The 26114-nt window shown below is 37.7% G+C and carries 23 protein-coding genes, 1 rRNA gene and 1 pseudogene; 4 read left to right on the top strand and 21 right to left on the bottom strand.

Translation table 11 applies throughout. From position 1 onward, the window contains the following. Window positions 1–40 precede the first annotated feature (40 nt). Both OE105_RS13030 and OE105_RS13025 read right to left on the bottom strand, forming a co-directional pair. Window positions 41–1591: ribosomal RNA gene (locus tag OE105_RS13030) — 16S ribosomal RNA — on the bottom strand. Between the two features lie 779 nt (window positions 1592–2370). After that, on the bottom strand, window positions 2371–2601 hold the full coding sequence (locus OE105_RS13025) for a hypothetical protein (protein WP_275420579.1): 231 nt from the start codon (window positions 2599–2601) through the stop codon (window positions 2371–2373). A 209-nt stretch (window positions 2602–2810) separates the two neighbouring features. On the opposite strand from OE105_RS13025, the gene OE105_RS13020 reads away from it, so the two are divergent. After that, window positions 2811–3515, top strand: coding sequence for a polysaccharide deacetylase family protein (locus OE105_RS13020; protein ID WP_338030913.1), 705 nt, complete (start codon window positions 2811–2813; stop codon window positions 3513–3515). Between the two features lie 70 nt (window positions 3516–3585). On the opposite strand, the gene OE105_RS13015 is transcribed toward OE105_RS13020, so the two are convergent. Next, a complete protein-coding gene (locus tag OE105_RS13015) occupies window positions 3586–4224 on the bottom strand; it encodes a KinB-signaling pathway activation protein (RefSeq protein ID WP_275420578.1) in 639 nt (212 codons plus the stop codon). A gap of 206 nt (window positions 4225–4430) precedes the next feature. Between OE105_RS13015 and gerD the strand changes: the two genes are divergently transcribed. Continuing rightward, a complete protein-coding gene (gerD, locus tag OE105_RS13010; protein WP_275420577.1) occupies window positions 4431–5009 on the top strand; it encodes a spore germination lipoprotein GerD in 579 nt (192 codons plus the stop codon). 113 nt (window positions 5010–5122) lie between these two features. Here the strand turns inward: gerD and OE105_RS13005 are convergent, their stop codons facing one another. From OE105_RS13005 to OE105_RS12995, 3 genes are all read right to left on the bottom strand, one after another. Continuing rightward, window positions 5123–5932 carry an Mrp/NBP35 family ATP-binding protein gene (locus OE105_RS13005; RefSeq protein WP_420842605.1) on the bottom strand — a complete coding sequence of 270 codons (810 nt, stop codon included), beginning with the start codon at window positions 5930–5932 and terminating at the stop codon, window positions 5123–5125. A gap of 420 nt (window positions 5933–6352) precedes the next feature. Then, window positions 6353–7084: an N-acetylmuramoyl-L-alanine amidase CwlD gene (gene cwlD / locus OE105_RS13000; RefSeq protein WP_275420575.1), complete on the bottom strand. Its 732-nt coding sequence runs from the start codon at window positions 7082–7084 to the stop codon at window positions 6353–6355. Window positions 7085–7202: 118 nt separating this feature from the next. Then, a complete protein-coding gene (locus OE105_RS12995) occupies window positions 7203–8381 on the bottom strand; it encodes an MFS transporter (RefSeq protein ID WP_275420574.1) in 1179 nt (392 codons plus the stop codon). Window positions 8382–8489: 108 nt separating this feature from the next. Here OE105_RS12995 and OE105_RS12990 point away from each other — a divergent pair, with 108 nt between their 5' ends. Then, the gene (locus tag OE105_RS12990) at window positions 8490–8870 is read left to right on the top strand and encodes an OsmC family protein (RefSeq protein ID WP_275420573.1); all 381 of its coding nucleotides are present in this window, start codon (window positions 8490–8492) and stop codon (window positions 8868–8870) included. A 331-nt stretch (window positions 8871–9201) separates the two neighbouring features. Here the strand turns inward: OE105_RS12990 and OE105_RS12985 are convergent, their stop codons facing one another. The 10 genes from OE105_RS12985 to OE105_RS12940 all read right to left on the bottom strand — a co-directional run bounded on the left by OE105_RS12985 (window position 9202) and on the right by OE105_RS12940 (window position 19369). Further along, entirely contained in the window at window positions 9202–9396 is a 195-nt protein-coding gene (locus OE105_RS12985; protein ID WP_275420572.1) for a hypothetical protein, read from the bottom strand. A gap of 188 nt (window positions 9397–9584) precedes the next feature. After that, the gene (gene gndA / locus OE105_RS12980; protein ID WP_275420571.1) at window positions 9585–10991 is read right to left on the bottom strand and encodes an NADP-dependent phosphogluconate dehydrogenase; all 1407 of its coding nucleotides are present in this window, start codon (window positions 10989–10991) and stop codon (window positions 9585–9587) included. Window positions 10992–11477: 486 nt separating this feature from the next. After that, the gene (locus tag OE105_RS12975) at window positions 11478–13214 is read right to left on the bottom strand and encodes a carboxylesterase family protein (RefSeq protein WP_275420570.1); all 1737 of its coding nucleotides are present in this window, start codon (window positions 13212–13214) and stop codon (window positions 11478–11480) included. Between the two features lie 500 nt (window positions 13215–13714). Then, window positions 13715–14581 carry an ROK family protein gene (locus OE105_RS12970; protein ID WP_275420569.1) on the bottom strand — a complete coding sequence of 289 codons (867 nt, stop codon included), beginning with the start codon at window positions 14579–14581 and terminating at the stop codon, window positions 13715–13717. Window positions 14582–14592: 11 nt separating this feature from the next. After that, window positions 14593–16038: a glycoside hydrolase family 32 protein gene (locus OE105_RS12965; RefSeq protein ID WP_275420568.1), complete on the bottom strand. Its 1446-nt coding sequence runs from the start codon at window positions 16036–16038 to the stop codon at window positions 14593–14595. A 12-nt stretch (window positions 16039–16050) separates the two neighbouring features. Then, entirely contained in the window at window positions 16051–16884 is an 834-nt protein-coding gene (locus tag OE105_RS12960; RefSeq protein ID WP_275420567.1) for a carbohydrate ABC transporter permease, read from the bottom strand. After that, window positions 16881–17243: a carbohydrate ABC transporter permease gene (locus OE105_RS12955; protein WP_275420566.1), complete on the bottom strand. Its 363-nt coding sequence runs from the start codon at window positions 17241–17243 to the stop codon at window positions 16881–16883. The genes OE105_RS12960 and OE105_RS12955 overlap by 4 nt, the downstream gene beginning before the upstream one ends. Continuing rightward, window positions 17244–17816 (bottom strand): carbohydrate ABC transporter permease, encoded by a 573-nt coding sequence (locus tag OE105_RS12950; protein ID WP_275420565.1) that lies wholly within the window; start codon window positions 17814–17816, stop codon window positions 17244–17246. A 157-nt stretch (window positions 17817–17973) separates the two neighbouring features. Then, window positions 17974–18303 (bottom strand): type 2 periplasmic-binding domain-containing protein, encoded by a 330-nt coding sequence (locus tag OE105_RS12945; protein ID WP_275420564.1) that lies wholly within the window; start codon window positions 18301–18303, stop codon window positions 17974–17976. Beyond that, the gene (locus tag OE105_RS12940; protein WP_275420563.1) at window positions 18284–19369 is read right to left on the bottom strand and encodes an extracellular solute-binding protein; all 1086 of its coding nucleotides are present in this window, start codon (window positions 19367–19369) and stop codon (window positions 18284–18286) included. The genes OE105_RS12945 and OE105_RS12940 overlap by 20 nt, the downstream gene beginning before the upstream one ends. A 454-nt stretch (window positions 19370–19823) precedes the next feature. Between OE105_RS12940 and OE105_RS12935 the strand changes: the two genes are divergently transcribed. Then, the gene (locus OE105_RS12935; protein WP_275420562.1) at window positions 19824–20813 is read left to right on the top strand and encodes a LacI family DNA-binding transcriptional regulator; all 990 of its coding nucleotides are present in this window, start codon (window positions 19824–19826) and stop codon (window positions 20811–20813) included. Window positions 20814–21490: 677 nt separating this feature from the next. Here the strand turns inward: OE105_RS12935 and OE105_RS12930 are convergent. The 5 genes and pseudogenes from OE105_RS12930 to rplM all read right to left on the bottom strand — a co-directional run bounded on the left by OE105_RS12930 (window position 21491) and on the right by rplM (window position 25969). Continuing rightward, the gene (locus tag OE105_RS12930) at window positions 21491–22243 is read right to left on the bottom strand and encodes an HIRAN domain-containing protein (protein ID WP_275422200.1); all 753 of its coding nucleotides are present in this window, start codon (window positions 22241–22243) and stop codon (window positions 21491–21493) included. 3 nt (window positions 22244–22246) lie between these two features. Further along, complete coding sequence (locus OE105_RS12925) at window positions 22247–23089, bottom strand: HipA domain-containing protein (RefSeq protein ID WP_275420561.1); 843 nt, start codon at window positions 23087–23089, stop codon at window positions 22247–22249. Window positions 23090–23671: 582 nt separating this feature from the next. Next, window positions 23672–24795, bottom strand: a pseudogene (locus tag OE105_RS12920) (ISL3 family transposase). Window positions 24796–25117: 322 nt separating this feature from the next. After that, window positions 25118–25510 (bottom strand): 30S ribosomal protein S9, encoded by a 393-nt coding sequence (gene rpsI / locus OE105_RS12915; RefSeq protein ID WP_275420560.1) that lies wholly within the window; start codon window positions 25508–25510, stop codon window positions 25118–25120. A 21-nt stretch (window positions 25511–25531) separates the two neighbouring features. Beyond that, window positions 25532–25969, bottom strand: coding sequence for a 50S ribosomal protein L13 (rplM, locus tag OE105_RS12910; RefSeq protein WP_275420559.1), 438 nt, complete (start codon window positions 25967–25969; stop codon window positions 25532–25534). Window positions 25970–26114: the final 145 nt, after the last annotated feature.

The raw sequence follows: 26114 nt of genomic DNA, 5'->3' as shown, positions 1-26114 counted from the left end.
TGACAAGACGAAGCGTCATTCGTTCATGTATTATCCTTAGAAAGGAGGTGATCCAGCCGCACCTTCCGATACGGCTACCTTGTTACGACTTCACCCCAATCATCTGCCCCACCTTCGGCGGCTGGCCCCCTTGCGGGTTACCTCACCGACTTCGGGTGTTGCAAACTCTCGTGGTGTGACGGGCGGTGTGTACAAGGCCCGGGAACGTATTCACCGCAGCATGCTGATCTGCGATTACTAGCGATTCCGGCTTCATGCAGGCGAGTTGCAGCCTGCAATCCGAACTGAGAATGGCTTTTTGGGATTCGCTTCACCTCGCGGTTTCGCTGCCCTCTGTACCATCCATTGTAGCACGTGTGTAGCCCAGGTCATAAGGGGCATGATGATTTGACGTCATCCCCACCTTCCTCCGACTTTTAGCCGGCAGTCAGATTAGAGTGCCCAACTGAATGCTGGCAACTAATCTCAAGGGTTGCGCTCGTTGCGGGACTTAACCCAACATCTCACGACACGAGCTGACGACAACCATGCACCACCTGTCATCCTGTCCCCGAAGGGAACGCCCGATCTCTCGGGTTGGCAGGAGATGTCAAGACCTGGTAAGGTTCTTCGCGTTGCTTCGAATTAAACCACATGCTCCACCGCTTGTGCGGGCCCCCGTCAATTCCTTTGAGTTTCAGTCTTGCGACCGTACTCCCCAGGCGGAGTGCTTAATGCGTTTGCTACAGCACTAAAGGGCGGAAACCCTCTAACACTTAGCACTCATCGTTTACGGCGTGGACTACCAGGGTATCTAATCCTGTTTGCTCCCCACGCTTTCGCGCCTCAGCGTCAGTTACAGACCAGAAAGCCGCCTTCGCCACTGGTGTTCCTCCACATCTCTACGCATTTCACCGCTACACGTGGAATTCCGCTTTCCTCTTCTGCACTCAAGCCCCCCAGTTTCCAATGACCGCTTGCGGTTGAGCCGCAAGATTTCACATCAGACTTAAAGGACCGCCTGCGCGCGCTTTACGCCCAATAATTCCGGACAACGCTTGCCACCTACGTATTACCGCGGCTGCTGGCACGTAGTTAGCCGTGGCTTTCTCGTCGGGTACCGTCAAGGTACGGTCATTTCCTACCGTACTTGTTCTTCCCCGACAACAGAGCTTTACGATCCGAAGACCTTCTTCGCTCACGCGGCGTTGCTCCGTCAGACTTTCGTCCATTGCGGAAGATTCCCTACTGCTGCCTCCCGTAGGAGTCTGGGCCGTGTCTCAGTCCCAGTGTGGCCGATCACCCTCTCAGGTCGGCTACGCATCGTCGCCTTGGTAGGCTTTTACTCCACCAACTAGCTAATGCGCCGCGGGCCCATCTAGAAGCGTCGGCAAAACCGACTTTCCTTCTTCCTCCATGCGAAGGAAGAACCTATCCGGTATTAGCTCGCGTTTCCACGAGTTATCCCGATCTTCTAGGCAGGTTACCCACGTGTTACTCACCCGTCCGCCGCTAACTTTTAAAGGGCAAGCCCCTTAAAAGTCCGCTCGACTTGCATGTATTAGGCACGCCGCCAGCGTTCGTCCTGAGCCAGGATCAAACTCTCCAAAAAAGTTTGATTGCTCAATATTTATACGCTTCGTCTTGTTCAGTTTTCAAGGTTCAATTTTAGTCAACTCTTCATTTGAGCGACTTTTTTAATATATCATCTTTTGTTGATTATGTCAACAATTTTTTTATTTATTTTTGCCGTCCATGTATCTTCTTTTGACGACGAATTATAATATACCAGATTTTTTTATCATGGTCAATATATTTTTTACAATAATTTCTTTATAAAATTAAATACAACGAAAAAAGGAGAACCATAGACAACCCTTGATTTAGAGAAAAAGGATGGTTTATCTTTGGTTCTACCTAAGTTTATCATAAATAAACTTTATTTTAAAGAGGTTGCCCTTTTCGTTGGAGAAAAGTTGCTATCAAATGTAAATAGAAATGGTTCCCTTGTCTCTCTTCTATCAAACGGTTATATTTACCATTTCATTCCCATTTTCTTATCTATTTCACGTTTTTCAAAAGGGAAAAAAACTTAAATCATTCATTGTAAAATAAAGGAAATTAAAAGGGGGTTGAATTTTATTAATTATTCATTTAGGGGAGCAATTTAATTGGGGAATCACTAATTTGACTATACTCCTATGGGGAAGTTAATACGATCAAATTTTAATGATCATTTATCTCATAGACCAATCGCTTTTTTTCTAATTCTCCCTGTTATTCAGGAACATGCATACTGCGCAAAAACGGAACGGTAGGAATGTTTTTCGAGAATTATCGTAAAATGGAGTCGGATATATTTTTCTAAATTAGGATTCCTATATATATTGTTTATTTCATTACATCTTTTCTTGGACGATTCCTTACATAAGCGGCACATTCATTAGGTGGTACCAGTCGAATCAACAAATGGAATAGGATTTGATAACGTTCTTCCATCGCTTTTTTTACACTCGAATTCAATCGCCCTTCCCTTAAATCATAAAGTAATTCATCCATTTCTCTTTTTAATATATAGATGATCTCTTCCTTTTCTTTATTGCTAATTAATAAACCGAGCATCATTTCACCCCTCTGTTAGTTTATACTTTCCAAAGAAACCTGCATTTATTTTTATTATGAATGGTAAAAAGAATTTCATACCATTATTTATGAAAACTTTTGTCATACCGAGATTTTCCGAGGCATACATTTTGGTAGACAAGACCGATCTTGAGGTGATGATGTTGAATTATTTTTTCGTAATAAACGGAAAGAGGCTTAAAAATTTCGTGACGATTGTATTAACTGCCCTCGTTACAGCATGGTTTCTGTACATTCAAAACGTTCCAATAGCCACCTTTTCCACTGATGATGGTCCGAAAGCTTTTTTTAAAGGAAAGGAAGGAATCGCCTTAACCTTTAATATAAGTTGGGGAGATGAAATTGCCGAAAAGATCATTGCTATTTTAGAAAAACACAAAATTAAAGACGCCACATTCTTTTTATCTGGATCATGGGCGGAAAGTCACCCTCATATTGTAGAAAAGATTAGTAAAGCAAGCTTTGAAATAGGGCTTTTAGGATATAATTATTTAGACTATGAAGAAATAAAGGATGAGGAAATTCGTAAAGATCTTTTAAAAGCTGAAGAGGTTTTTCAAAAATTAGGGATACACTATAAAAAAATCGTACGGGCACCAAACGGACATTATGATAAGCGGTTTTTAAAAATAGCTGAACAACATGGCTTCACCGTTATCCATTGGAGTATAAATACAAACGATTGGAAACACCCCGGGGTCAACGCCATCGTTAAAAGTATAGAATCGGCACAAAAAGGCGATATCATCCTTTTGCACGCATCGGATTCGGCTATTCAAACGGCAGCAGCGCTACCGAAAATCATTGATACGCTCCAAAACAAAACAGCGAAATTTGTTACGGTGACAGAAATGCTTGCAGAAGGAAAAGTAAATACAAAGGAAGTTCATTAGCCTAATCTCTTAGACCATAAAAAAGGGGCTTTTCAGCTTTGCCCCTTTCCAACACGATACTAATCGAAAATCACGCCTTTACTTCTTTTTTTCTTTGGACACGTATTCGTTCTTCCTTTGACTTTTGTAAAAACTTCGGTAACGTTAATAACTGATACGCGTTACATATGAACAATGGGAAAATCATTAAATACAACCAATCAGTATCATTTACCCGTAACACCGGAACCCACTCCACCACCGTTACGACGACCATAAAAAACAAGGCGGGGATAAAGGTTCGTCGATCCGACTGAAGGCTTTTTAAATACGCAACGACCAGTCCTGCGGAAAAGATTAATACAGCAACGAGTACATATGGCCAAAGAGGATCCTGATCTTCGGCGAAAGCACGATATCGAAAATAAACTAAATCAAAAAGGACAAATGCAATAAGAACCCATTGGACAGAATTCCAATATGATCGAAAAATACCTAAACCAATTCGATGTAGTGTTAAATAGGCGAAAAAACCCATTTGACTTAAAACGGCAAAAATAAATCCGACCCCCATAAGCCAAACAGCGATTGAAAGAATTTCTATCATATCAAAGTTTGTGAAAAAGACCTCATACTTCTCCCATTGAACAATAAAGCCGGTAACGATTGTAACGATTCCCCCAATGAACAATGTCCGTAAAAAAAATTTCACCCAATTTTTCGTATTCACGATCGATCCCCCATCAAATGCAATTCACTTTCTGTTTCCCTTTGACGTATTATCCATTGATACTGCTTTCAACTACCTTTTTTGATTTTACCAATTGAAGTATGAAAAATCTACATTTTCGCACGAAAGAATAATTCCGACCAATTCATCCATCCTAACAATAAAAAGCGATTTGTTTGCTTTGTGAAAGGAGCGTTACGTAACATATGAAGGTGAAATACTTTTTGTGGCTCCTCGTAATCCTCCCGATAATCGGAAGTTGTTCAACCGTTGACGGGGAAAGCGGAAAAACGCCCTATGATGAAACGAAAGATATGGTTATCGATATTTTAAAAACAGATGACGGGAAAAAAGCACTGAAAGAAGTATTAGCGGACGATGAACTAAAGCAAGAACTCGTACTCGATAGTGCAATCGTAGCCCAGTCGATCGAAGGTACTCTCCTTTCTGAAAAGGGAAAGGAGTTTTGGAAAAAGTCCTTTGAAGATGGAGAATTTGTTAAAGTTTATGCACAAAGTATGGAAGATGAAAACAAAAATTTATTAAAAAAGCTAATGGCAGATCCCGAATATCGGGCCATGTTAATTGAAGTGCTTCAAGACCCAGCCTTAGAAAAGGAAATTGTGGATTTGTTAAAAAGCCAGGAGTATCGCCAATATTTAAAAGATCTTATTACAGAAACATTGGAAAGCCCTCTTTACCAAGCAAAAATTGAAGAAATTTTATTGAAAGCCGCCAATGAAAAAACTGACTCAGGTGAGAGTGAAGAAAATGGGGGGGCTTAAAGACAAAGCAGGGGGAAATAAAGGCAACATTAGGCACGTCTTATTCATGGAAAAATAACGACCGGCAAAAAGGATACGTCATCATCCTTTAGGCCGGCCTTTTTGAAACTGTGTTACGATTCCCTCTTTTCAAAGGGACTTCTTTTTTCTTCCTTCCCTTCCAACAAATCAACCATTTTCTCTGCAATGTTAAAATAAATTTTTCCAATTTTATGTTTTATTTGATAAACGGAAGGGGCAAATTCATCTTCATCCCAATAAGGTTGATCGAGTGGAATTTTTCCTAAAAGGGGAACTTGCAATTCTTCCGCCAATTTTTCACCGCCACCTCGACCGAAAACGTATTCTTTTTCTCCGGTCGTTTTCGATTCAAAATAGGCCATGTTTTCGATAATTCCAATAATTTTATGATTGGTTTGTACAGCCATAGCTCCTGCGCGGGCTGCTACAAATGCCGCCGTCGGATGGGGGGTTGTAACGATAATTTCTTTACTGGATGGTAACATTTGATGTACATCCAATGCGACATCACCCGTTCCCGGAGGCAAGTCGAGCAATAAGTAATCTAAATCGCCCCATTCTACTTCTCTGAAAAAGCTCGTCAACATTTTCCCTAACATTGGCCCACGCCAAATAACTGGTTTATTTTCTTCCACAAAAAATGCCATAGAAATGACTTTGACACCGAACCGGTCGACAGGAATGATTTTATCACCACGAACAACTGGTCGATCAGCTATACCCATCATATCCGGTACACTAAATCCGTAAATATCCGCATCGATTAATCCAACCTTCTTTCCAAGCCGAGCTAGAGAAACAGCCAAATTGACAGAAACGGTTGATTTTCCCACTCCACCTTTACCGCTGGCGATAGCGATTACATGAGTATTCGGATCGGGCCAGATTCCAGGATCCACCATTCCTGTCGGACGGAATTTTTCAATGACTTCATCGGGTAATTGGGTAAATCGAAGCCCAACCGTTTCCGCTCCTGCATTTTTCAAAGCTTGGACGATATCCATTTGCAATTGAGCTTGTTCACTTGTTCCCGTCTTGGCGATTGCTACTTTTACGCTTACATGTTTTTTCTCTTCATTTATTTTTATCTCTACAATGCCATTCGTTTCTTCTAATGTTTTGTGTAAAAAAGGGTCTTCCATTTTTTTTAAAAGATTGCGAACTTCTGCTTCTGTAATCATTTCCTCTCCACCTTTTACAAAATAGAATTCACCCTAATTATAAAACAAGTTCAATATTTACAGAAATTATATGTTCCATTAAAAAATGAATTTTACAAAAAATCCTATGCTATTCATTAAAATGACAAAGATTTAATCTTTTTACTCCCGATCTTCCTCATTCATCCATTGTTCCCTTTCATTAGAAAAATAACGCATAATTCCTTCGTAAATGGATATGGCGATTTTTTCTTGATAGTCCTCATTTTTCAAAAGTTCCCTTTCTTCCGGATTGGATAAGAAACCGGTTTCCACAAGAACACCAGGTTTTTTCACTTCCTTCATTAAATAAACATTCGTAATCGATTTCGCCTTCCGATCCGTATTTTGTAAATTATCAATCAATTCCTCTTGAATCAATGTTGCAGCGATTTCACTTTCCACATATCTCGGGTAGTAAAAGGTTTGTGCACCCCGCCACTTGGGTGATGGAATGGCATTTAAATGTATACTGATGAACAAATCAGCTTCCGATTCGTTAATTAACTTCGCTCTCCTATGTAAATCTTGAACCTTTCTTCGACTTAATCCTTGAAGATCTTCATCAGCCAAATCCGAATCTTTTTCCCGAGTTAACAAAACAAAAGCACCTTGTTGTTCCAAGTAATCGCGTAATTTCATTGAAATGGAAAGGGCAATGTCCTTTTCTACCACTCCCTCTTTTTCCGCTCCCCCATCCGGACCTCCATGCCCCGGATCGATATAAATAATCCTCCCTGTTAACGGGAGATTCCACGCATTCCATGTTTCACGCCAAAACAGATCATCCCTTTTTAGATAAAGGATGAATATCACTACAAAGAGGAAGCCAAAAAAAATCCACCATTTCTTCATCAAATCCCTCCCTTGCCCGTCCAATAAAAATATATGGAAAATCGGGGAGGTTTAGAACGAAAAGGAAACAGTTCCAGATGGGCGATTCAAACCTACGATGGTGAAATTTGCTCATCGTTTATGACCGGAAAATAGAAATTCTTTTCCCCATGCTCTCCTTCTGTTTCGTGAACATGACAACGATGAAAATAATAAATAACATAAAACTTACAATGGAAAAGAAGCGAATTTGTTCGAAATATTGAATGATAATTCCACTAGTATAAGGACCAATGAGACTGCCAAAACTAAAAGCTATTCCACAAAGCAAATTTCCAGTCGGTAATAAATTTTTAGGGGTTAAATCGGTCATAAAACTAATCCCTAGTGAAAAGGTCGATCCGACAAACATCCCCGCAATAAATAACAACATGATGACGATCGGAATTGCGTGTTCAAATACGCCTGCAAAAAGAAAACAAACGCCTCCAAAAAATAAAATAATTTGTAACACCCGTTTCCTTCCGAATTTGTCGCTCATCATACCAAGGGGAAGTTGAAAAACGATACCACCGATGGCAAAGGAGGTGAGTAGGATGGATACGGTAGAAACGTCAAATCCAATCCTTAGTGCATACACAGGGAAACTCCCGTTTAAAGAGGCTTCCAAAAATCCATATCCAAATGGGGGTAAAAATGCTACCCAAGCATATTTAAACGCCTGACGAAAACGTTGGAAAGTAGATGTAACCGATTGGATACCAATCTCATCTTCTGGGAACTCGTTTTGAATGAAAAACAAAAACAACCAAGCAGTGAAACATAGACCAGTTGAAAGGATAAATGGTAAGGATTCATTCATTTCTACAAGCGGAGCCATTAATGGTCCCAATGCGAATCCTAATCCGAAAGATAGTCCATAGATCGATATGTTACGTCCCCTTTTCTCAATGGGAGAAAAGGACGTGATCCACGTTTCGGTTCCGAAATGTAGGGCATGATCACCAATTCCAATCAATAAACGTAATACGAACCAAAACAAGAAGGATTTCCAAAGTGGAAACAAAAATAAGGAAACAATAACAATCGCTCCTCCTATGATAATGACAGGTTTATAACCGTATTTTCGCAACGGTTTTTCCATAAATGGGGAAGCAATTAAAATTCCTATATAAAGTGCGGTTGCGTGCAAGCCGTTTAATGATGAAGAAATGCCCCCATTTTCAAAGATAATTGCGATAACGGGTAATAGCATACCTTGACTAAATCCTGAAATTAAAACAACTCCTATTAAAATCCAAAAACGATAATGGCCCATGTCCCTTCTCCTTTATTGAAAAATTTCCTTTCACAAGAATACATCAAATTGGTAATGTTGAAAATAGACGAGTAAAATGAAAGAAAGGAAATAAAAGGAGTGGTTGCAATGGAATTTCATATGAAAGAAGTAGGCTTTACAACGAATCTTCCATATGGTGAACTTCATATCGCTGGGGATGAAAAACATGGTTTTCGTCCGTATCAATTACTGGTTTCTGCTATAGCAGTTTGTAGCGGCGGAGTGCTCCGAAAAATCCTTGAAAAAAAACGGATCCCTATTGATGATATGAAAATTAAAGTAGAAGTCGAACGAGATGAAAAAAAGGCAAATCGCATAGAAAAGATTCATTTACACTATCTCATTAAAGGAGATCAATTAGACACGAAAAAAATAGAGAAATCGATTGAACTGGTACATCAAAACTGTTCTATGGCACAATCTGTCGAAGGATCCATCCAAATTGAAGAAACATTTGAGCTGTTATAATCTATAATTTACAAAACATGAACTACTTCGTACATATTATTCCATAAGGGAAAATTACGATTTTGTATTTCACCGGATCCTTAAGAACGTTTGGAGTTTCATTTTTTAGCTGACCTTCATCAAGTTCGGGATTTCCTATGTCAACTTCTGGTAGTAACTTATATGAGGTTGGCATAAGATAAAATGTTTTTTTCATACATTGAGGGAATCGGTTGACCTTATTTTCTGTAAAAAATTAAAAAAGCAAATCGAAACCGCTGAGAATTAACATTCAAGGCGGTTTTTTAAAATGAAACGAGTGCATATAAAATCGGTTCATATGCTATGTTTTTTATAAAACTGAAAGAATCTGGTCGTATAAATCCATCGTTTGAACGTTGTCACGACCATTTGAAATGGGTTGTTGGCCTGACTGACAGTATTCGATGAACTGCTCCCATTTTCCTACAAACATACGCAAATATAAGTCTCCAACGTACCGAAAATCGGGGATGACGGAAGGATCAATCAATATTCTTTGTGGCATAAAATCCTGCTCCGATAAAACAAAGATTCACTTGATTCATCACCTTCGTCCTTTTTATTTATAAATGGGGGAGATCTTCTAGAGAATGTATATAAGTAGTATTTGTCATATACTACACTTCTGCTATACAACAGTTAAAAAAAGGGCTTCGAAATAGATTTCCCCATTTCGAAACCCGTGTTCACAATTTAAAACCATTTCGTATGGAAGATACCTTCTTTGTCCTTTCGTTCATACGTATGCGCTCCGAAATAATCCCGTTGTGCTTGAATTAAGTTGGCAGGTAAATTTTCAGAACGGTAGCTATCATAATAATGAATCGCACTGGAAAAGGCAGGTACTGGAATGCCATTGGCAACGGCCAAAGACACTACTTTTCGAAGGGCGGATTGATAAGAAACAGCAATTTCTTTAAAATACGGATCTAACAAAAGGTTTTCCAATTCCGAATTACGGTCGTAAGCCTCTTTAATTTTTTGTAAGAATTGGGCACGGATAATACAACCTCCCCGCCAGATCATCGCAATTTTTCCGTAATCCAAATTCCATCCGTATTCATTTGAAGCGGCACGCATTTGGGCAAATCCTTGGGCGTAGGAACAAATTTTACTCATATATAATGCCTTTCGAACCGCTTCGATCAGTTCTGCCCGATCTCCATCGTAATGTACACTTGGACCGGTTAATTCCTTACTTGCCTTCACCCGCTCTTCCTTCATCGCAGAAATGAAACGGGCAAAGACCGACTCCGTAATTAACGGAAGTGGCACACCTAAATCCAGGGCGTTTTGACTCGTCCATTTGCCTGTACCCTTTTGACCAGCTTTGTCCAAAATGACATCGACAAGAGGTTTTCCCGTTTCTTCATCCATTTTCGTAAAAATATCCGCCGTAATTTCAATTAAGTAACTGTTTAACTCTCCTTCATTCCATTCAGCAAATACTTCGTGAAGCTCCTCTGCTTCCATTCCGAGAACATTTTTCAAAATGAAATACGCTTCAGCAATCAATTGCATATCCCCGTATTCGATTCCGTTATGAACCATCTTGACGAAATGTCCCGCTCCATTCGGTCCGATGTACGTCACACACGGTTCTCCATTTGCTTTAGCAGCAATCGCTTCAAAGATTGGTTTAACGAGATCATAAGCTTCCCGCTGTCCGCCCGGCATGAGGGACGGCCCCTTTAATGCACCTTCTTCCCCGCCAGATACACCGGTTCCGATAAAATGGATGCCCGTTTTATCCAATTCCTTATTTCTTCGCATCGTATCTTTATATAACGTGTTTCCACCGTCGATTAATATATCCCCTTTTTCGAGATATGGTTTTAATTGTTCAATCGTCGCATCGGTAGCCTTTCCCGCTTTTACCATAAGCAATATTTTTCGCGGTTTTTCCAATGCATTGACGAAATCCTTTATACTGTAGGCAGCTACGAAATCCTTTCCCTTTCCTTCGTTTGCCATAAAATCCTTCGTTTTTTCCGGGGAGCGATTGTACACCGCAACGGAATATCCCCTTGATTCAATATTCAGGGCTAAATTTTTCCCCATGACTGCTAAACCAATCACACCGATTTGTTGTTTTTTCATCCTACTATTCCTTTCTTTTCCTAATTGTGTAGTCTTTAACTTGACTACTACTATTTTATATGAAAAAGTTGTTTTTCTCACGTTAAAAACACATGGATCGTCAAGTTTAGCACAATTCATACAAAAACGGACGAGTTAATAAATTTAAAACGAGCGAGTTTTTAAGAGACGAAATAAGAAAATGTTCGCTAATGATGGTTTGAAAAAATCGCCACATTTCCTAAATATATCTTGTTTCAAATGGACGAAATTATTCCGTTCCCATCATTCATTTCCTTCCTTTTCATATGTACTGTTTTCCCTCTTCATTTGATATCAAAAAGATTTTTCATCGTGATGAAAATTTATTGTGGAATTTTCATAAAACCTAATTGTCTAAAATGACAGCAGAAAAAAAGAAAGCCTCTAATTTCATAATCAAACGAGGCCTTCAAGATTTTATCAGTATTTTACATTTTCAATTTTTTAGACTACAAAGTTCTGTCGTCATTCAACCCATAGGCTCGAATTCTTGAAGTATTCATCTAGTTCGGTGCTAAACCATCGGCCATTTAAAACTTCACTTATGATTTGATCTTTCACTTCCATGGAAATCGAAGAGTCCTTTTCGATTTCATTAATCATATCCGCTTTACTCTCCGTCACTTCATTCATTTGGGCATAGACATTATTTTCATCAGCCGTTAACTGTAATGCTACTTGGTTTTCCATCGTCCACGGTTCCCAATTTTCCAAACCGTCACCATTCGGATCATCGTTATGAAGGAAGTTGGCCAAATAACCTCTAAATTGTTCCTTCAATTTCTGTGCTCCTTCCAACTGATACGATTCCGTTACAAATGACAAATAACTTGTATTATTCGTGTCTAAAAGTGGTACAAATACACCGTGGAAAGAACCGAATGCATCCATATCCGTTGTTTCAGTTAGATTTTCACCAAATGGCATTTCCATCGTATAAATGGGTGCTTCATAATGATCATACATTTTTAATGCAGATTCTTGGGTGTTAAAATACTTGTATAACATACTGCCATATTTTTTTGCAAAATCGAATTGTGCACTCTTCTCGGAGTCGGTAAATACGCTACCATCCTGGAAGCTACTTGCAAAATATGGATCTCCCATCGCAAAGAAAGAAAATTCGGTCGTTCCGGTAAACATGATTAATGGTACGGAGTTATAATCTTCCGTATCAAATTGTTCTTCCGGAATTACTTTCCCGTCATTGTATAAATGAGGGAATACACTCATTCGAATCATCGCATTACTCATTAATCCACTTAATCGCTCCGCTGAAAGAGAGTATAAATATTCCTTGACAGATTCGTCTTCTTGTAGAAGCCATTCGTATGCCTCGTCTTCAGTAGTTTTCACTCCGTCTTCCACGACGAGAGGTGCGATTGCATCTGCAAAGACTTTCATACTATCTTGTTCATCGGCTATCGTCATGCCACCACTAAAGGCAATTGCTTTCTGAAATTTTCCTTCAAAAATTGGAGAAATCAACATGGCCATCACATCTCTTCCACCCGCAGAGAAACCTGAAATAGTTATATTGGTAGGATTCCCACCAAAACTTTCGATATTTTCTTTAACCCAGTCCAATGATTTTGCGATATCTAATAAAGCGTAGTTCCCAGAATCCTCTAGTTCATCACCAGTATTCAATGCAGGAAGTGGATTAAATCCTAGTGGCCCAAGGCGGTAATTGACAGAAACGAAAATAGCTCCCAAATCATTTACAAAGGCATCACCGGTGATTTCTTCAGAAGTTCCTGTTTGATTATTCCCACCATGGATATATACGAATACGGGCAAATCTGTTTCATCTGTGTTCGGTCGGTATATATCAAGATTTAAACAATCTTCACTACCAATTATTCCGTCTGCAGATGTTTGAATAGCTATATTCCCAAGACTAGTTGCGTCATATATTCCTTCAAATGTATCCGGGTCCTCCGGAGCTTTCCATCGTAAATCTCCTACAGGGGACTTGGCATAAGGAATCCCCTTCCATACGAGCGTGTTTTCTTCCAAGTTCTCATACCCTTGAACAGTACCATATTTTGTTTCTTGGATAACACCTTGCTGATACGTTTGGGTGAAAGTAACCGATTGTTGATCATCAGACGAATTTGACGGTTTTTCAGACGCATCGTTACAGCCTACTAAACCTACGACAACGAATACTACGAATAAACTAAGCATAATTTTTTTCATTTACAAATACTCCTCTCAAATTTGTTAAAATAAAAAACCTTAACAAACTCGAACCCACTATCGTGAATACCGAATTTATTAAGGTTATGCCCAATAGGTAACATCCCTTACGATTCCTATTCAATTCTTTTTTATGTGACACCGCCCACAAACAAAAAACCTAAATTACCCATTTGTATAAAAATGAGCAATTTAGGTTTTGCCTGCACGACCAGTAACAACCCCGTTGAAAAGGCTTACTATTAATTTAATGTTTTCATATTAGCACACTTTCCAACATACTGTCAACGCTTTCTTTTGAGAGAAAAAGCATCGCGTAGGAAAATGTTATATAGAGGAATGAAGTCCCGATTAGAGACTTTTTACACTAACCGGGATATTTTAATAATCGTTCCTTTTTCTCACAGTAGTACGATACAGATTTTAAACGTTCCCTTTTTCTTCGTATAATAATGATACTTCTTCACGGGATTATTTTATCTATTTTACGAAAATGATAATCAAATGGTCTCCACTACTTCAGAAGCTAAATTCAATGCTCCCGTTATACCGGCACGGTCCCCTAATTTTGGAGAAACGATGTAGTTCGATAAATCGGGCGTGTCAATGTAATGATTCAATAACGACTCAAAGTTTTTCCGAATGAGGGGAAATAATTGTTCTTGCTTCATGACACCGCCACCTAAAATAATTTGATCCGGCCGTAAAATTAATGAATAATTCATCAACGCTTGGGCTATGTAGTAGGCTTCCATCTCCCAAACTTGATCTTCACCGGAAAGCTCAATCCCTTTTTTTCCATATCTTCCTTCAATGGCTGGTCCTGATGCGAGTCCTTCCAAACAATTTTTATGGAATGGACAATGTCCTTCATACGAATCATCCGGATGGGGTTGTAACAAAATATGTCCCATTTCTGGATGGCTAAACCCTTCTAAAAGTTTTCCATTAACGATCGCTCCTCCGCCGATTCCTGTACCGACCGTTAAATAAAGACAATTTTCCAAACCCTTTGCTGCCCCATTTTTCCATTCCCCGTAGGCCGCTGCGTTCACATCTGTCGTCCACGCAACTGGTATATCGTATTTTTCTTTGATTGAACCGACAAAATTGAAAAACGTCCATCCCTTTTTTGGTGTATTGGTAATATGACCATATGTGGGAGATCCTTGTTTTACATCAATCGGACCAAAGGAGCCGATTCCCATGGAGACGAGTGAATAGGAATCGAAAAAACGAAACAGTTCTTTCATCGTTTCTTTTGGAGTTGTTGTCGGAATCGTAGTTTGATCGATGATTTGTAAATCTTTGTCCCCTACCGCACATACAAATTTTGTTCCGCCGGCTTCAATTGCTCCAAAATACATGTGTAGCCCTCCTACTTAAAAATAAATTCCCTATATTCAACGGTTTCAATGGTCGTATCTTCTTTTACAGAAATAGCCGTCTGTCTTCCTTTATCCTCTTCATAGGCAATGAAACTGGCAACTTTTTGTCCACCGTTGATAAATAATTCGATCGAATGACGATCAATAAACCATTCAAAAGTAATAAAATCATTATTTTCATCATCGATCTCGATTTGAATCGTCTCTTTGTCGCCATAACTGGAAGAGACGATCAAATTCCCATTACATCCATCCCATTCAAATTGAATCCCATGATCGCTTTTTTTGAAACATTGAACAGTAAAAGATTTTTTTCGATCGACGTTAATTTTTAAATACCCTGCAATATTTTCAATAGACCATTCTTTTCCAGCGTACATTCGAATGTTTTTCTGATTCTTTTTCTCAGAAAAGAATGAATGTAGATCGATCGCCGGTTTTTGAATAAAACGACCATTTTCTATTGTTAATTGGCGAGGGAGGGACATCATACCGTTAAATCCGTACGATTTTGGCGGATTTTTTTGATGCCATTTATGCATCCAGCCAATTAACAGACGTTCTCCATGTTTCCCTGTTGTCGATTGAGGTGCGTAAAATGCACGACCATAATCTAAAAGACCCTTTTGTTCGACGAAAAATTTTCCCTTTTCCAAATCCAGTTTTCCTATTAAATATGCGGTATGATTTTGAATTTCGTTCGCATAAATAGGATCGCATGGCATAACCGAGAAAAGTAAAACATCTTTTCCATCGATCGAAAATATGTCAGGACACTCCAATAAAATATTTTCCTCATCCTTTGATTGATAAATCGACGAATGGAATTCCCATGTTAAAAGATCATCGGATGAAAATAAAATAATTTCCCCACGACGCTGTTTGTTTCTTACCGCAAGGACAGCATAATATTTTCCATCCTTTTCAAACACTTTAGGATCTCGAAAATCACATATGCAATATCCTTCAGGTAATATCTTTTCATCGATGACAGGATTTTCCTTTATTTTGTCAAAGTTCACTCCATCCTTCGACACGGCGATACATTGCCGCTCAAATATTTCCGACTCGATTCGATCAAATCCGAGATTCGGATCGACATGCCCCGTATACATAAGATAAAGTTTTCCATCCTTTTCGATGGCACTACCTGAAAAACAACCATTGGCATCGTACCATCGATCATTGGCCAATGCGATGGGCAAGTACTCCCATTGTACAAAGTCAGTCGTTGTTGCATGTCCCCAATGCATATTGTCCCAAACGACATCATAAGGGTTATATTGGTAAAATAAATGATACCGTCCTTTGTAATAAATAAAACCATTCGGATCGTTCATCCAACCGATTTCCGGAGAAAAATGATAAATGGGGCGGTTATTCACCTGATCTTTATTTTCTTGAATATATTTGTTTGCTTTTTCTAGTTTGTTCATAAAGGCTCCTTTCTACTTAATACCACTTCTGGTATATCCTTCGATGATATATTTTTGGAAAAATGCATATAACAACACAACCGGAATCGTTACAATGGTCAAAGCTGCCATCGTATGGCTTGTGAAAATATTATATGTGTCACTAAAAATAGCATTTAATGCGACTTGGACAGGCATTAAATCCGAATTGGAAAGTGCCATTACCGGCCATAAGAAATCATTCCACGAAGTTAAAAATGTTAAAATTCCAACTGTAACATAAATGTTTAAACTAGATGGAACAACAATCTTAAAGAAACTACCAATCTCCCCAAGTCCATCGATTTTCGCCGATTCAATCAGTTCACCGGGGAAGGAAAGGAAATGTTGTCTAAAAAGAAAAATATTCATTACGTTTACAAAAAACGGAAGCAAATACCCTGGAATCGTGTTAATTAACCCCATATCATTCACAACTAAAAATAAGGGCAAAATAATCGCCTCAATTGGAACAATCATCAGTGCAATGATAAAAATTAATATTCCGTCCTTAAATGGAAATATAAAACGGGCTAGGGCATAGCCTGCTAATGAATTAATTGTTAGACCAACGATTGTCGTAATCGATGCATAAAGGAGGCTATTTCCTACGTTTTTAAAAATATTGTACATTCCTAACAACTCTGAATACGAATGGAATGTTAAATCTGAAAATCTTGGAATAAAGGCAAAAATACTATTAATATCCTTATAGATTGTCTCGTCAATTTTAAACGAAGATAAAATCATCCAAATTAGTGGTAATAAAAACTGTAAAGCTAGGAGGCTTGCAACGACATAAAATAAAGTTTTTTTCAATATTTTCAAGCCACTTCCTCCTCCCGAAATAACTTTTTAATGATTATTGATACAATGATTAAAAAGAGCGTGAAAACGATTGTAACCGCACTTACATAGCCAACGTTTCGATGTCGGAATCCATACTCATAAATATATTGAAGCACAGTCATCGCCGAATAGTCAGGTCCACCACCAGTCATGACCATCGGTTGAACGATTAACTTAAACGCTTGGATTGTCGTTGTGATTATTAAAAACATAGTAATCGGTTTTAAGGAAGGAAGGGTGATGTGCAAAAATTTTTGAAGTCCATTTGCTCCATCGATATCGGCAGCTTCATATAAACTTTGATCGATATTTTTTAAACCGGCTAAAAAAATCATCATTTAATATCCACACCCACTCCAAGCAGAAATTGCGACGATGGAATACATCGCCTGATCTGCACTGGAAAGAAACGGTTGTTTCGGAATACCGAAATCGGATAACAGTTGATTAATTAACCCGTTATTTGGATTTAACATCACTGTCCATAGAATGGAAATTACTACTAATGATAAAACCGCCGGTGCAAAATAGGCTGTTCTAAAGAAACCTACCCCTCGAACTTTCTGATTAATAATTAATGCAAGGATCAGTGCCATCGATAATTGTAATGGGACCACTAAAATAACAAATTGGACTGTATTAAAAAAACTTTTTATAAGAACATCATCGGATGCCATTCGGACAAAATTACGTAAACCGATAAATTGTTTTTCATCGGGTTTTAACAAATAATAGTCTGTAAATCCATAACTAAATGCAATCAAGATCGGAAAAACGATAAACAAAAATGCTAAAATCATCGCGGGTGATAAAAACCCATAGGCATAGAAAATTTCACTTTTTTTATATTGCTTTTTATGTTGATCATTTAAATTTCTAATTTTAACGAACCGCTTGATCCCCCGTTTCATCCAAATTTCACTCCTCATCTCATTAAAGTTATCGATTACGATTCGAAATTTCATTGTCCGTGGCGGAAAAGGAAAGGGCGGCTAAACGCACCTTTTGCCTAGCCGGCCCAAATTTACTCGGTTTGCTGAACTTCTACTTCCCTTTCGGGTTTCAATATCATTTACGATATTTCTCAAATTCTAAATCGATTTTTTTCACCGCTTCATCCACATATGATCGAATCGTTTTTTGATCGGTTACTTCGTTTTGAGCTATTTTTAGAAGAATATCTTTAGCAAAGGTTTCGGATAAATATGGATATCCGGGGGATATCGGACGTGCTTTATTTGTGGTTTCTACTTGATATTTTAAAACCGTCCATGCTTCGTTATGGTACGGATTATCAGTATTTGTATCGATAACATCAACTGAATCCTTTCTCCCTGGAATTGCTCCATTTGCTTCATAGTATTGTTCAGCTGCTTCATCATTTGTTAACCATTCCATAACTTCTACGATCTGTTTTTTTTACCTCATCAGTTTCTAATCCATTTCTTACAAATGCCCAAGATCCCGATGGTGTGTATAATCCATTATAGTCCTTATCCATTTTCGGATAACGCAACGTTCGAAAATGCAAATTCGGATAGTTATTTGTTAATTCATTAATGTACCAAAATCCACTAATGGAAAAAACTGCTTTACCAGTATGAAAAGCTTTCTCTGACTCAGAAGCACTTGCAAGAGCAGGTTCTTCAAATAATTTTGCATACTGGGTAAGTGCATCGATGCTCTCTTCACTATTTAATACACCATCTACCGTAACTCCGTCTTCCGCAACGATGTTCGCACCATTTGACCAAAGCAATGGGGTTAAATAATATGTACCCGTTTCATAAGCTCCTGAAGTAATATCTGTCAAAAGTAAACTTACAGCAACTTCATAATCGTCAAATGCCGGGTCATCCGTCTTCTTCGCAAAATCATCAACTTTCCTTGCAAGATCAATAAACTCATCCCATGTCCAATCTGCATCCGAAGAAGGTATTTCCGATGTGATATCTTCCGGTAAAGCATTAATCATATCTTCGTTATACATGATAACGACTCCAGAATCTTGATAACCCATCGCATAAAATGTTCCATCAACTGTGCCCTGATCAATCATGGCAGGTGTAAAACCTTCTTTAAAGCCTTCACTCATGTAACTATCCAATTCTCCAACAAGACCCGCATCCACATAAGCAGAAACATCAGGGCCGTCCAAAGTGAAAATATCAGGCATGTCTTTTGCCGTAATTGCAGCGTTTAACTTATCAATATAACCGGAACCGGCACCAGCTCTCGTAATATTTTCGATTTCCACTTGAGGCTTGTCCGGATTCATTTCATTATATTTTTTAACCCTTTCTGCAAACATTTGTCCTTCAGGATGATCTTCAGATGCTTGTGTCCATATGATAATCTTATCGGAATCGCCATCACTAGAAGAGTTTGAATTACATCCTATTAAACCAACAGCTTTAGAAAACGTAATCAAAATAAAAAATAAATTGTTTTTAATTTTTCCCATTATAATACTTTAAAATATGTTTCTTTCTGTTTGAATACGTATTCTCATATTACACTAATTATGTTACAATAGGCTAAGATTGATGTCAATAAAACATTAAAACGTTTTCATTTCGATTCATTATTGTTGATTCAAATCAAGATTGTATTCTTAAGGATTTCATACCTATTCATTTTAGTTAACTCGAATATCGCTCGTTTTCCGCATCCCAAATCAATAAAGGGTAACTTTTTATAAATTTTAGAATTGAAGATTTAAACAGAAGGATGAACAAAAAAGGATAAATGAAAAATTAATTGATAAAAAAACTTATGTTCGAAGGGAAAAATTTAATTGTACGTTTTTTCATGATAGACTTAACGTAAGCCATGATTTAGCCTTCTTTTGCGATTTTCTATCGTTTTAACGTTTTAATTCGTATTTGCAAACTTTTGAAAGTAGGAAGGAGATGGCTATGAAGAAATTAACGATGAAAGAAATTGCAAAGCTCGCAAACGTCTCCCAATCTACCGTATCTCGGGTGATTAATGGGAAAGAGGGAGTGAATGAAAAATTAGCGAAACGTGTTTTCGATGTAATTAACGAAGTCGGCTTCGTTCCAAATAAAGCAGCACAAACGTTAAAACAAAATCAATCTTATATCATTGGTGTCTGTGTAACAGAAACGTATAACCCGTATTTTGTTGAATTAATTGATACGTTGGAAAGTGTTGCGAGAAATTACGGATATAATATTTTATTACACAATTCGAAGAGAAATCCGATCTTGGAATGGGAAAGTATGGAAAATTTTATTTCCCGTCAAGTCGACGGCATTATTTTCGTACCGACAAGTGATTATAATTTTGAAAAAATCAGTAAATTACCTATTCCGGTCGTTTCCGTTACGCAAACTCACGAGGAGTTTCATAGTGTTGGTCTAGATCACTATAAAGCAGGACAATTGGCGGCAAAAAAGTTTATTTATACAAATCATAAAACCTTTGGAATGGTTGGAAATATACCTGATGATAAATTTTTTGGATTTCGAGATACTTTAGCAGAAAATGGATTTACCTTTCAGATGAAAAACTATATTACAATCAAAGAAACTTCTTCGAATAGTTATCTCATCAGGCAAGATATTGAAGATTATTTGGATCGAGTAACGAATTTGGAGTTTACAAGCGTGTTTACAACAAATGACCTTATGGCGGTGGAATTTGTGAAAGCGGTTGAAGATCGGGGAATAAAAGTGCCAGAAGATATTTCCGTCATCGGTTTTGACGATACGATCTTATCGAAAATGATGGGAATTTCAAGTATTCACCAACCGATCGAAGAGATGGTAAAAACGACGATGAAACTTTTGTTAGATCGAATTGAAAAAAAAGTTTCTTCTAAGAAAGTTCAAATCAAACTCGAACCGACATTGATCGAAAGGAAATCGAGTCGTTTAAAATAACAATATTTACTTCCTTTTGTTGACCTAACTTTAATCACCAACAAATTGTGTCGTCAGTTCTCATAGAACTGTGACATTTAAAAAAAAGATGTGAAAATGATTTCGATATTTCAAACAGAAAAAAGTGGGTGAGGGGATGAAAGATAATTTTTCTTTCCCTTGCCTATCTTATTTATGTTTCAAATTTTCGACTATAATCTAAACGTTGGGGGTTCTAAACAATTTCAGAAAAAAGCGCGCTTTCTCCAATTTCTTTTACAGTTGAATTGACAACAATATTCAAAAAGTTTCTGGTTTTAAAGATGAAATCATTACAGCTATACAAAATTTAAAGGACGGAATCGCAATCGATGTGGAAACGTCTTTAAAGATACATGGATGTCCCTGTGGGAAAGAACACGGAAAATCTATAAATCGAATGTTTAAAATTAAGCATTTAAAATGGTGAGAACACTTCAGCACAAGTTTTACAGGAAACGAAGATGCCGAAGTGGTGCATGTGGAAAAAGATTTGTTGCATATAATTATATTGTCGAACGATATTTTTAATTTTCAAAAGAGTTAGATCGGGCGGTTCGCATACGTTTTGTAAAATCAAAAACTTTTAAAGAAGTTGGTTAACAATTTGGTACTTCTACATCTATACGGTATCAGAATAAAAGATACGAAAAAAATTATTATACAAATTCAAGTCTTTCAATAATATTAAAATCTGATCCCTCATACTCATTAATCGTTGTTTCACCCACAACGGATATAACAACTTTTAGTTGGGGCTTTGCATTATAATTAATTTTTTCTACTTTTGCATAGAATTGATCTTGCTTTTCAATAACATCAAACATAAAACCGCTATAAAACGCCGGTACATACCCTAGCTTAGAACCGGATTTTGTCGACAAAATAACAACAGCTTTTTTATCTTTCGGATTCTTTAATTCCCGTTCAAGTCTTACTTCTTCTCCAATTTTTAATTCCCGTAAGGCTTTTTCACCTTCATAATAACGCCAACCAGCTATAAAAAAGTCGAAGTCAAAGTGGTTACCATAGCGATAGATAGGTGCGACAAATTCATACGGATCTGTTGCTAATCTTCCTCCTGTTGCTCGTAACAAATCCATATCCGTATAATCTTTCGGTAGGCCAAGTGATTCTAATAGTTCATGAAAATCTGGTCGCCGTTTATCTGGTAATCTTCTTGCAAAAGCATCGAATAAACGATTTGATTTGTATACTTTATTAACATCTCTGAAAGCTAAATGCGGACGATATCCATTTTCCATCGCCTCAATTAATGTTCTTCTTTTTCCACTCAACTCATAGGAAAAAGTATATTCACCATTTAAACTTGATAATGTACCAATATGATATCGTTGCCTGGTTTCCTGATTTTGCCAAATAAGCCATAATACAAATGGTCGGTTACTCATCATCTATTCACTCCCATTTCTCCATGTTAAAATCCACTCTTTCCGAAAAAGTAAAAGCTTTTCCACCCATTCTTTATAAATATCACTCATAATTGATGAAGGTATTGTATTTAAAAGATGAATGACATTGTCTCTATCTAAAAGCACCAAACGATCCATTTCTTTTTCAACTTCTTTCGGATATTTCTTTCGTATCACTGAAAGTAATTCCATATGCTTAGGTTTCTTTTTTCCCCCTATACCTATCAAGGAATAGCTTCTATTCGTAAATGCTTTAAACATATTTGAGTCTTTTAACATGAGTTTGATACGTTCTTCTTTTAATTGAAATCCTAATGAGGCACCGTTATCGTAAATAGGAGCTAATCGATAACCGGTTTTTGTCCTTATTATTCCCCAATTATCACAATGTCTATCCTGATTTCCAATTAAAGCATCAAAAATGGGAATGGCAACAAATTCTTTATCCAATTGAAACTCCTTTAAGACCTTTGAAATATTTTCAAAATTATAATAGTCCAGCTTATAACGATCAAATTCGTCTACAATCGATGTAATGAGGTCGCCACCCTCATAGAATTCTTCTGTTCCTGACGTAAATTTCTTTGCTATTATTCCATATATGTTCTTTCTAACTGCTAGGTGTACATCCACCATTGACAGTCCGAGTAATTTGCCTATTTCAGAGGAAATTTTTTCAGCCCATGCTTCACCGGTATTTTCTCTCGGTATTTTAAACATATATTCATGTGATGTTTGTGGATCAATAATCCAATACTTTACTCTGGTTCCTGATGCTTGTTTGTTAAACTCCTCTCTCCAGGAACTAACATCCAAAATACACATGAAATCGCCCTTTATTTATTTTGATTAAATTATAACAAACAACAATTATTTTATCGAGTATATACAATATAAAATAAGAAACAATACTCAAAATAGCAGCCCTTTCCTACTTACAAGGTTTAGAACATATCATATATTTTATACGAGACGTAATTTTATATTTTTCTATATATTACAAACAAACAAATAGTTTGTAGCGATAAATGTATGCCAATGCGAGCTTCTTTTTTACTATCGTAATTAAGTTTTGTTTTACACTGAGGTAGTGGGAAGAATGTATGCATGTGATTAAAAATATTTTCGTGTCTCTTTAAATACATCACACAAAAATATTTGGATTCTAATAAAAATGGAGAAGAAAGCAGCACAATGAAGAATTATTCATTGAAGTTCAAATGGTATTGAATACTTTTTTGTAGTTATTGCCAATCTTTAAGCATGTTTTGCGTGAAAAAAAATTTATAAAATGAAGCCTCTCATAATAATACAATTCTTTTCCGTATTACATTTTTCAATTCGTTTGATGATTTTTCGGTTCTCCGTCAAATGTTGGGGTGGTAAAGAAATCAGGCCACCCCTATCCTAACCTAAATGTAGGCCTATTCCTTTATACTGATGTCTAAATAAGATTCTTGCTCGAAATCTCTTGAAGTTTTTATATCCATAACCGTTTCGCTTAATGACTTTTGTCGTATTATTGATTCCTTCCAAAAAGCCATTGGAATGACCATACACAAAGCTATTTAGGATTTCTACTTGCCAATTGCGAAATGTTTCTATCGCTTGTTTCATCTCTGGAATTTCGGATTCCTCTACGACTTGATAAAATGCTTCCAGCTCTTTTTTTACCTCATTAATCTTTTCTTGACCGATCTCTTTTGCTCGGTTAAACCATTCTTGATAACGTTCTTTGAGTGCATAGGTTTTTTTAGTTCTTCTGACATATTCAAATAGCGTTTTAAATGCCACTAATCGTTTTCCGTTAATGTGTTTTGTGGTTTATAAAATATGTACCGTTTTCTTTTGCACTTTTTGCGGTCATAGTCGTGAAACTGCTGCTGAATACGCCTACGAACTCGATTGATCCCCCAATAAATATAACGACAAAAATGAAAACGATCCGCCACGATCACGGGGTTTCCTAGGGCCGAACGAACGGCTGCCTTAAAAGAAGGACTCATATCCATAATCACCACTTGAACGTGGTGACCATGCCTTTGAAGGTAATCCTTTATCGTCTTTTTATTCCGGTTCGGTAGGATATCTAGGGGTTGCTTGGTGATCCCATCGGCAATGATGAGTTGATACTTTCCTTCCCTCGTATCCCCTTTATATTCATCAATCGCAATCACTCGAGGTAATGACTCTACTTGCTTGATTTCTGTTTGAGCAATTTGATCAAATCGCCTCATAATGGTCGTGGAGGAGGTACCATAAACATCTCCGACTTCCTTAAATGTCTTTCCCTTAATAGCGCATACGGACACAGCCTGATTCCATTCAATCGATGTTCGTTGATATCGTTTGACAAACGGATTCTTTTCGGAAAAGCGTTTTCCGCAAGCACAGGCATATCGACGACGTTTATACCAAATATACGTCATCCGTTCAAACCATTTTAAATGTTGCACTTTTTGCCATCGATAATCATGCACTTTATCGATGAGCTGTCCACAGTTAGGACAAAGGTGTGGCTTTCGTTCCATTTCCACATAGAGGAGAATTTCCCCTTTACGTTCTTCTACTTTTATCACCTGACAATCTTTTAATCCGGGGATATTCATGTTAAAATTCATAGTACACGCAACTCCATTCTTTTTCTTGTTTTTAGACAATTCAAGTATAAAAGAATGACGGGGTTGCGTGTGTTTTTTTTCACTAAAATTGTGTGAAAACCCCAACATTTATTATAGAGCCGATTTTTCAAATGTTTGTGGGTGTTTTGTGGGTGCTAGCTTTTTGCGAACGTTAAAAAGCTCCCAACCATTCCGGAGTGGGAGCTGAAAAACCATTGATATATAAAGGTTTTTAACGTTTTGAGAACTGTGGTGCACGACGCGCGCCTTTAAGACCGTATTTTTTACGCTCTTTCATGCGGGCATCGCGAGTTAGAAATCCTGCACGTTTCAACGTTGGACGGTATTCTGGGTCCGCTTGTAATAAAGCTCGAGCAATACCGTGGCGAATCGCACCTGCTTGACCAGTAAAACCGCCACCTTTAACGTTTATGAATACATCGTAACGACCGAGCGTTTCCGTTAAAACAAGTGGTTGTTTTATAACTACACGCAACGTTTCAAAAGGAATGTAGCTTTCGATATCACGATCATTAATGATAATTTTTCCGTCACCGGGGACTAAACGAACACGAGCAACAGAACTTTTACGACGTCCGGTTCCGTAATATTGTACCTTTGCCAAAATCATTTCCCTCCTCTATAATTAACCGCGCAACTCGTAGTTTTCAGGTTTTTGTGCTTGATGCGGATGCTCATTGCCCGCATATACATGCAATTTCTTAAACATTTGGCGACCGAGTGTTCCCTTTGGAAGCATTCCACGGATGGCCAGTTCCAACATTCTTTCCGGATAATTTGTACGCATTTCTAATGCGGTTCTTTTCTTTAAACCTCCCGGATGTTGGCTGTGGCGATAATAAATTTTATCCGTCAATTTTTTACCTGTTAATTCAATTTTCGATGCGTTAATAATGATGACATGGTCACCAGTATCCACATGGGGTGTAAAAATCGGTTTATGTTTACCGCGTAAAATCGCAGCAACTTCACTTGCAAGACGTCCAAGCGTTTGGCCGGTTGCATCTACGACATACCATTTCCGTTCAATTTCGTTCGGCTTAGCCATATAAGTCGTACGCATTAAATTTACCCTCCTGTTTCAATCACGATTTCCAAACAAGTTTATTTTCAACATAATAAGTTTCCGGGGCTTATCATGGAAAAAACAATGTACCAAATGATATAATAACTTTTTTTACCCTAAGATGTCAAGGGAATTTGTTTAA

The sequence above is a fragment of the Fervidibacillus halotolerans genome (assembly GCF_026547205.1).
Classification (GTDB): Bacteria; Bacillota; Bacilli; order Bacillales; family Caldibacillaceae; genus Fervidibacillus; species Fervidibacillus halotolerans.
The sequence above is the reverse complement of the archived record's forward strand: the minus strand, read 5'-3'. Positions and strand labels throughout refer to the sequence as shown.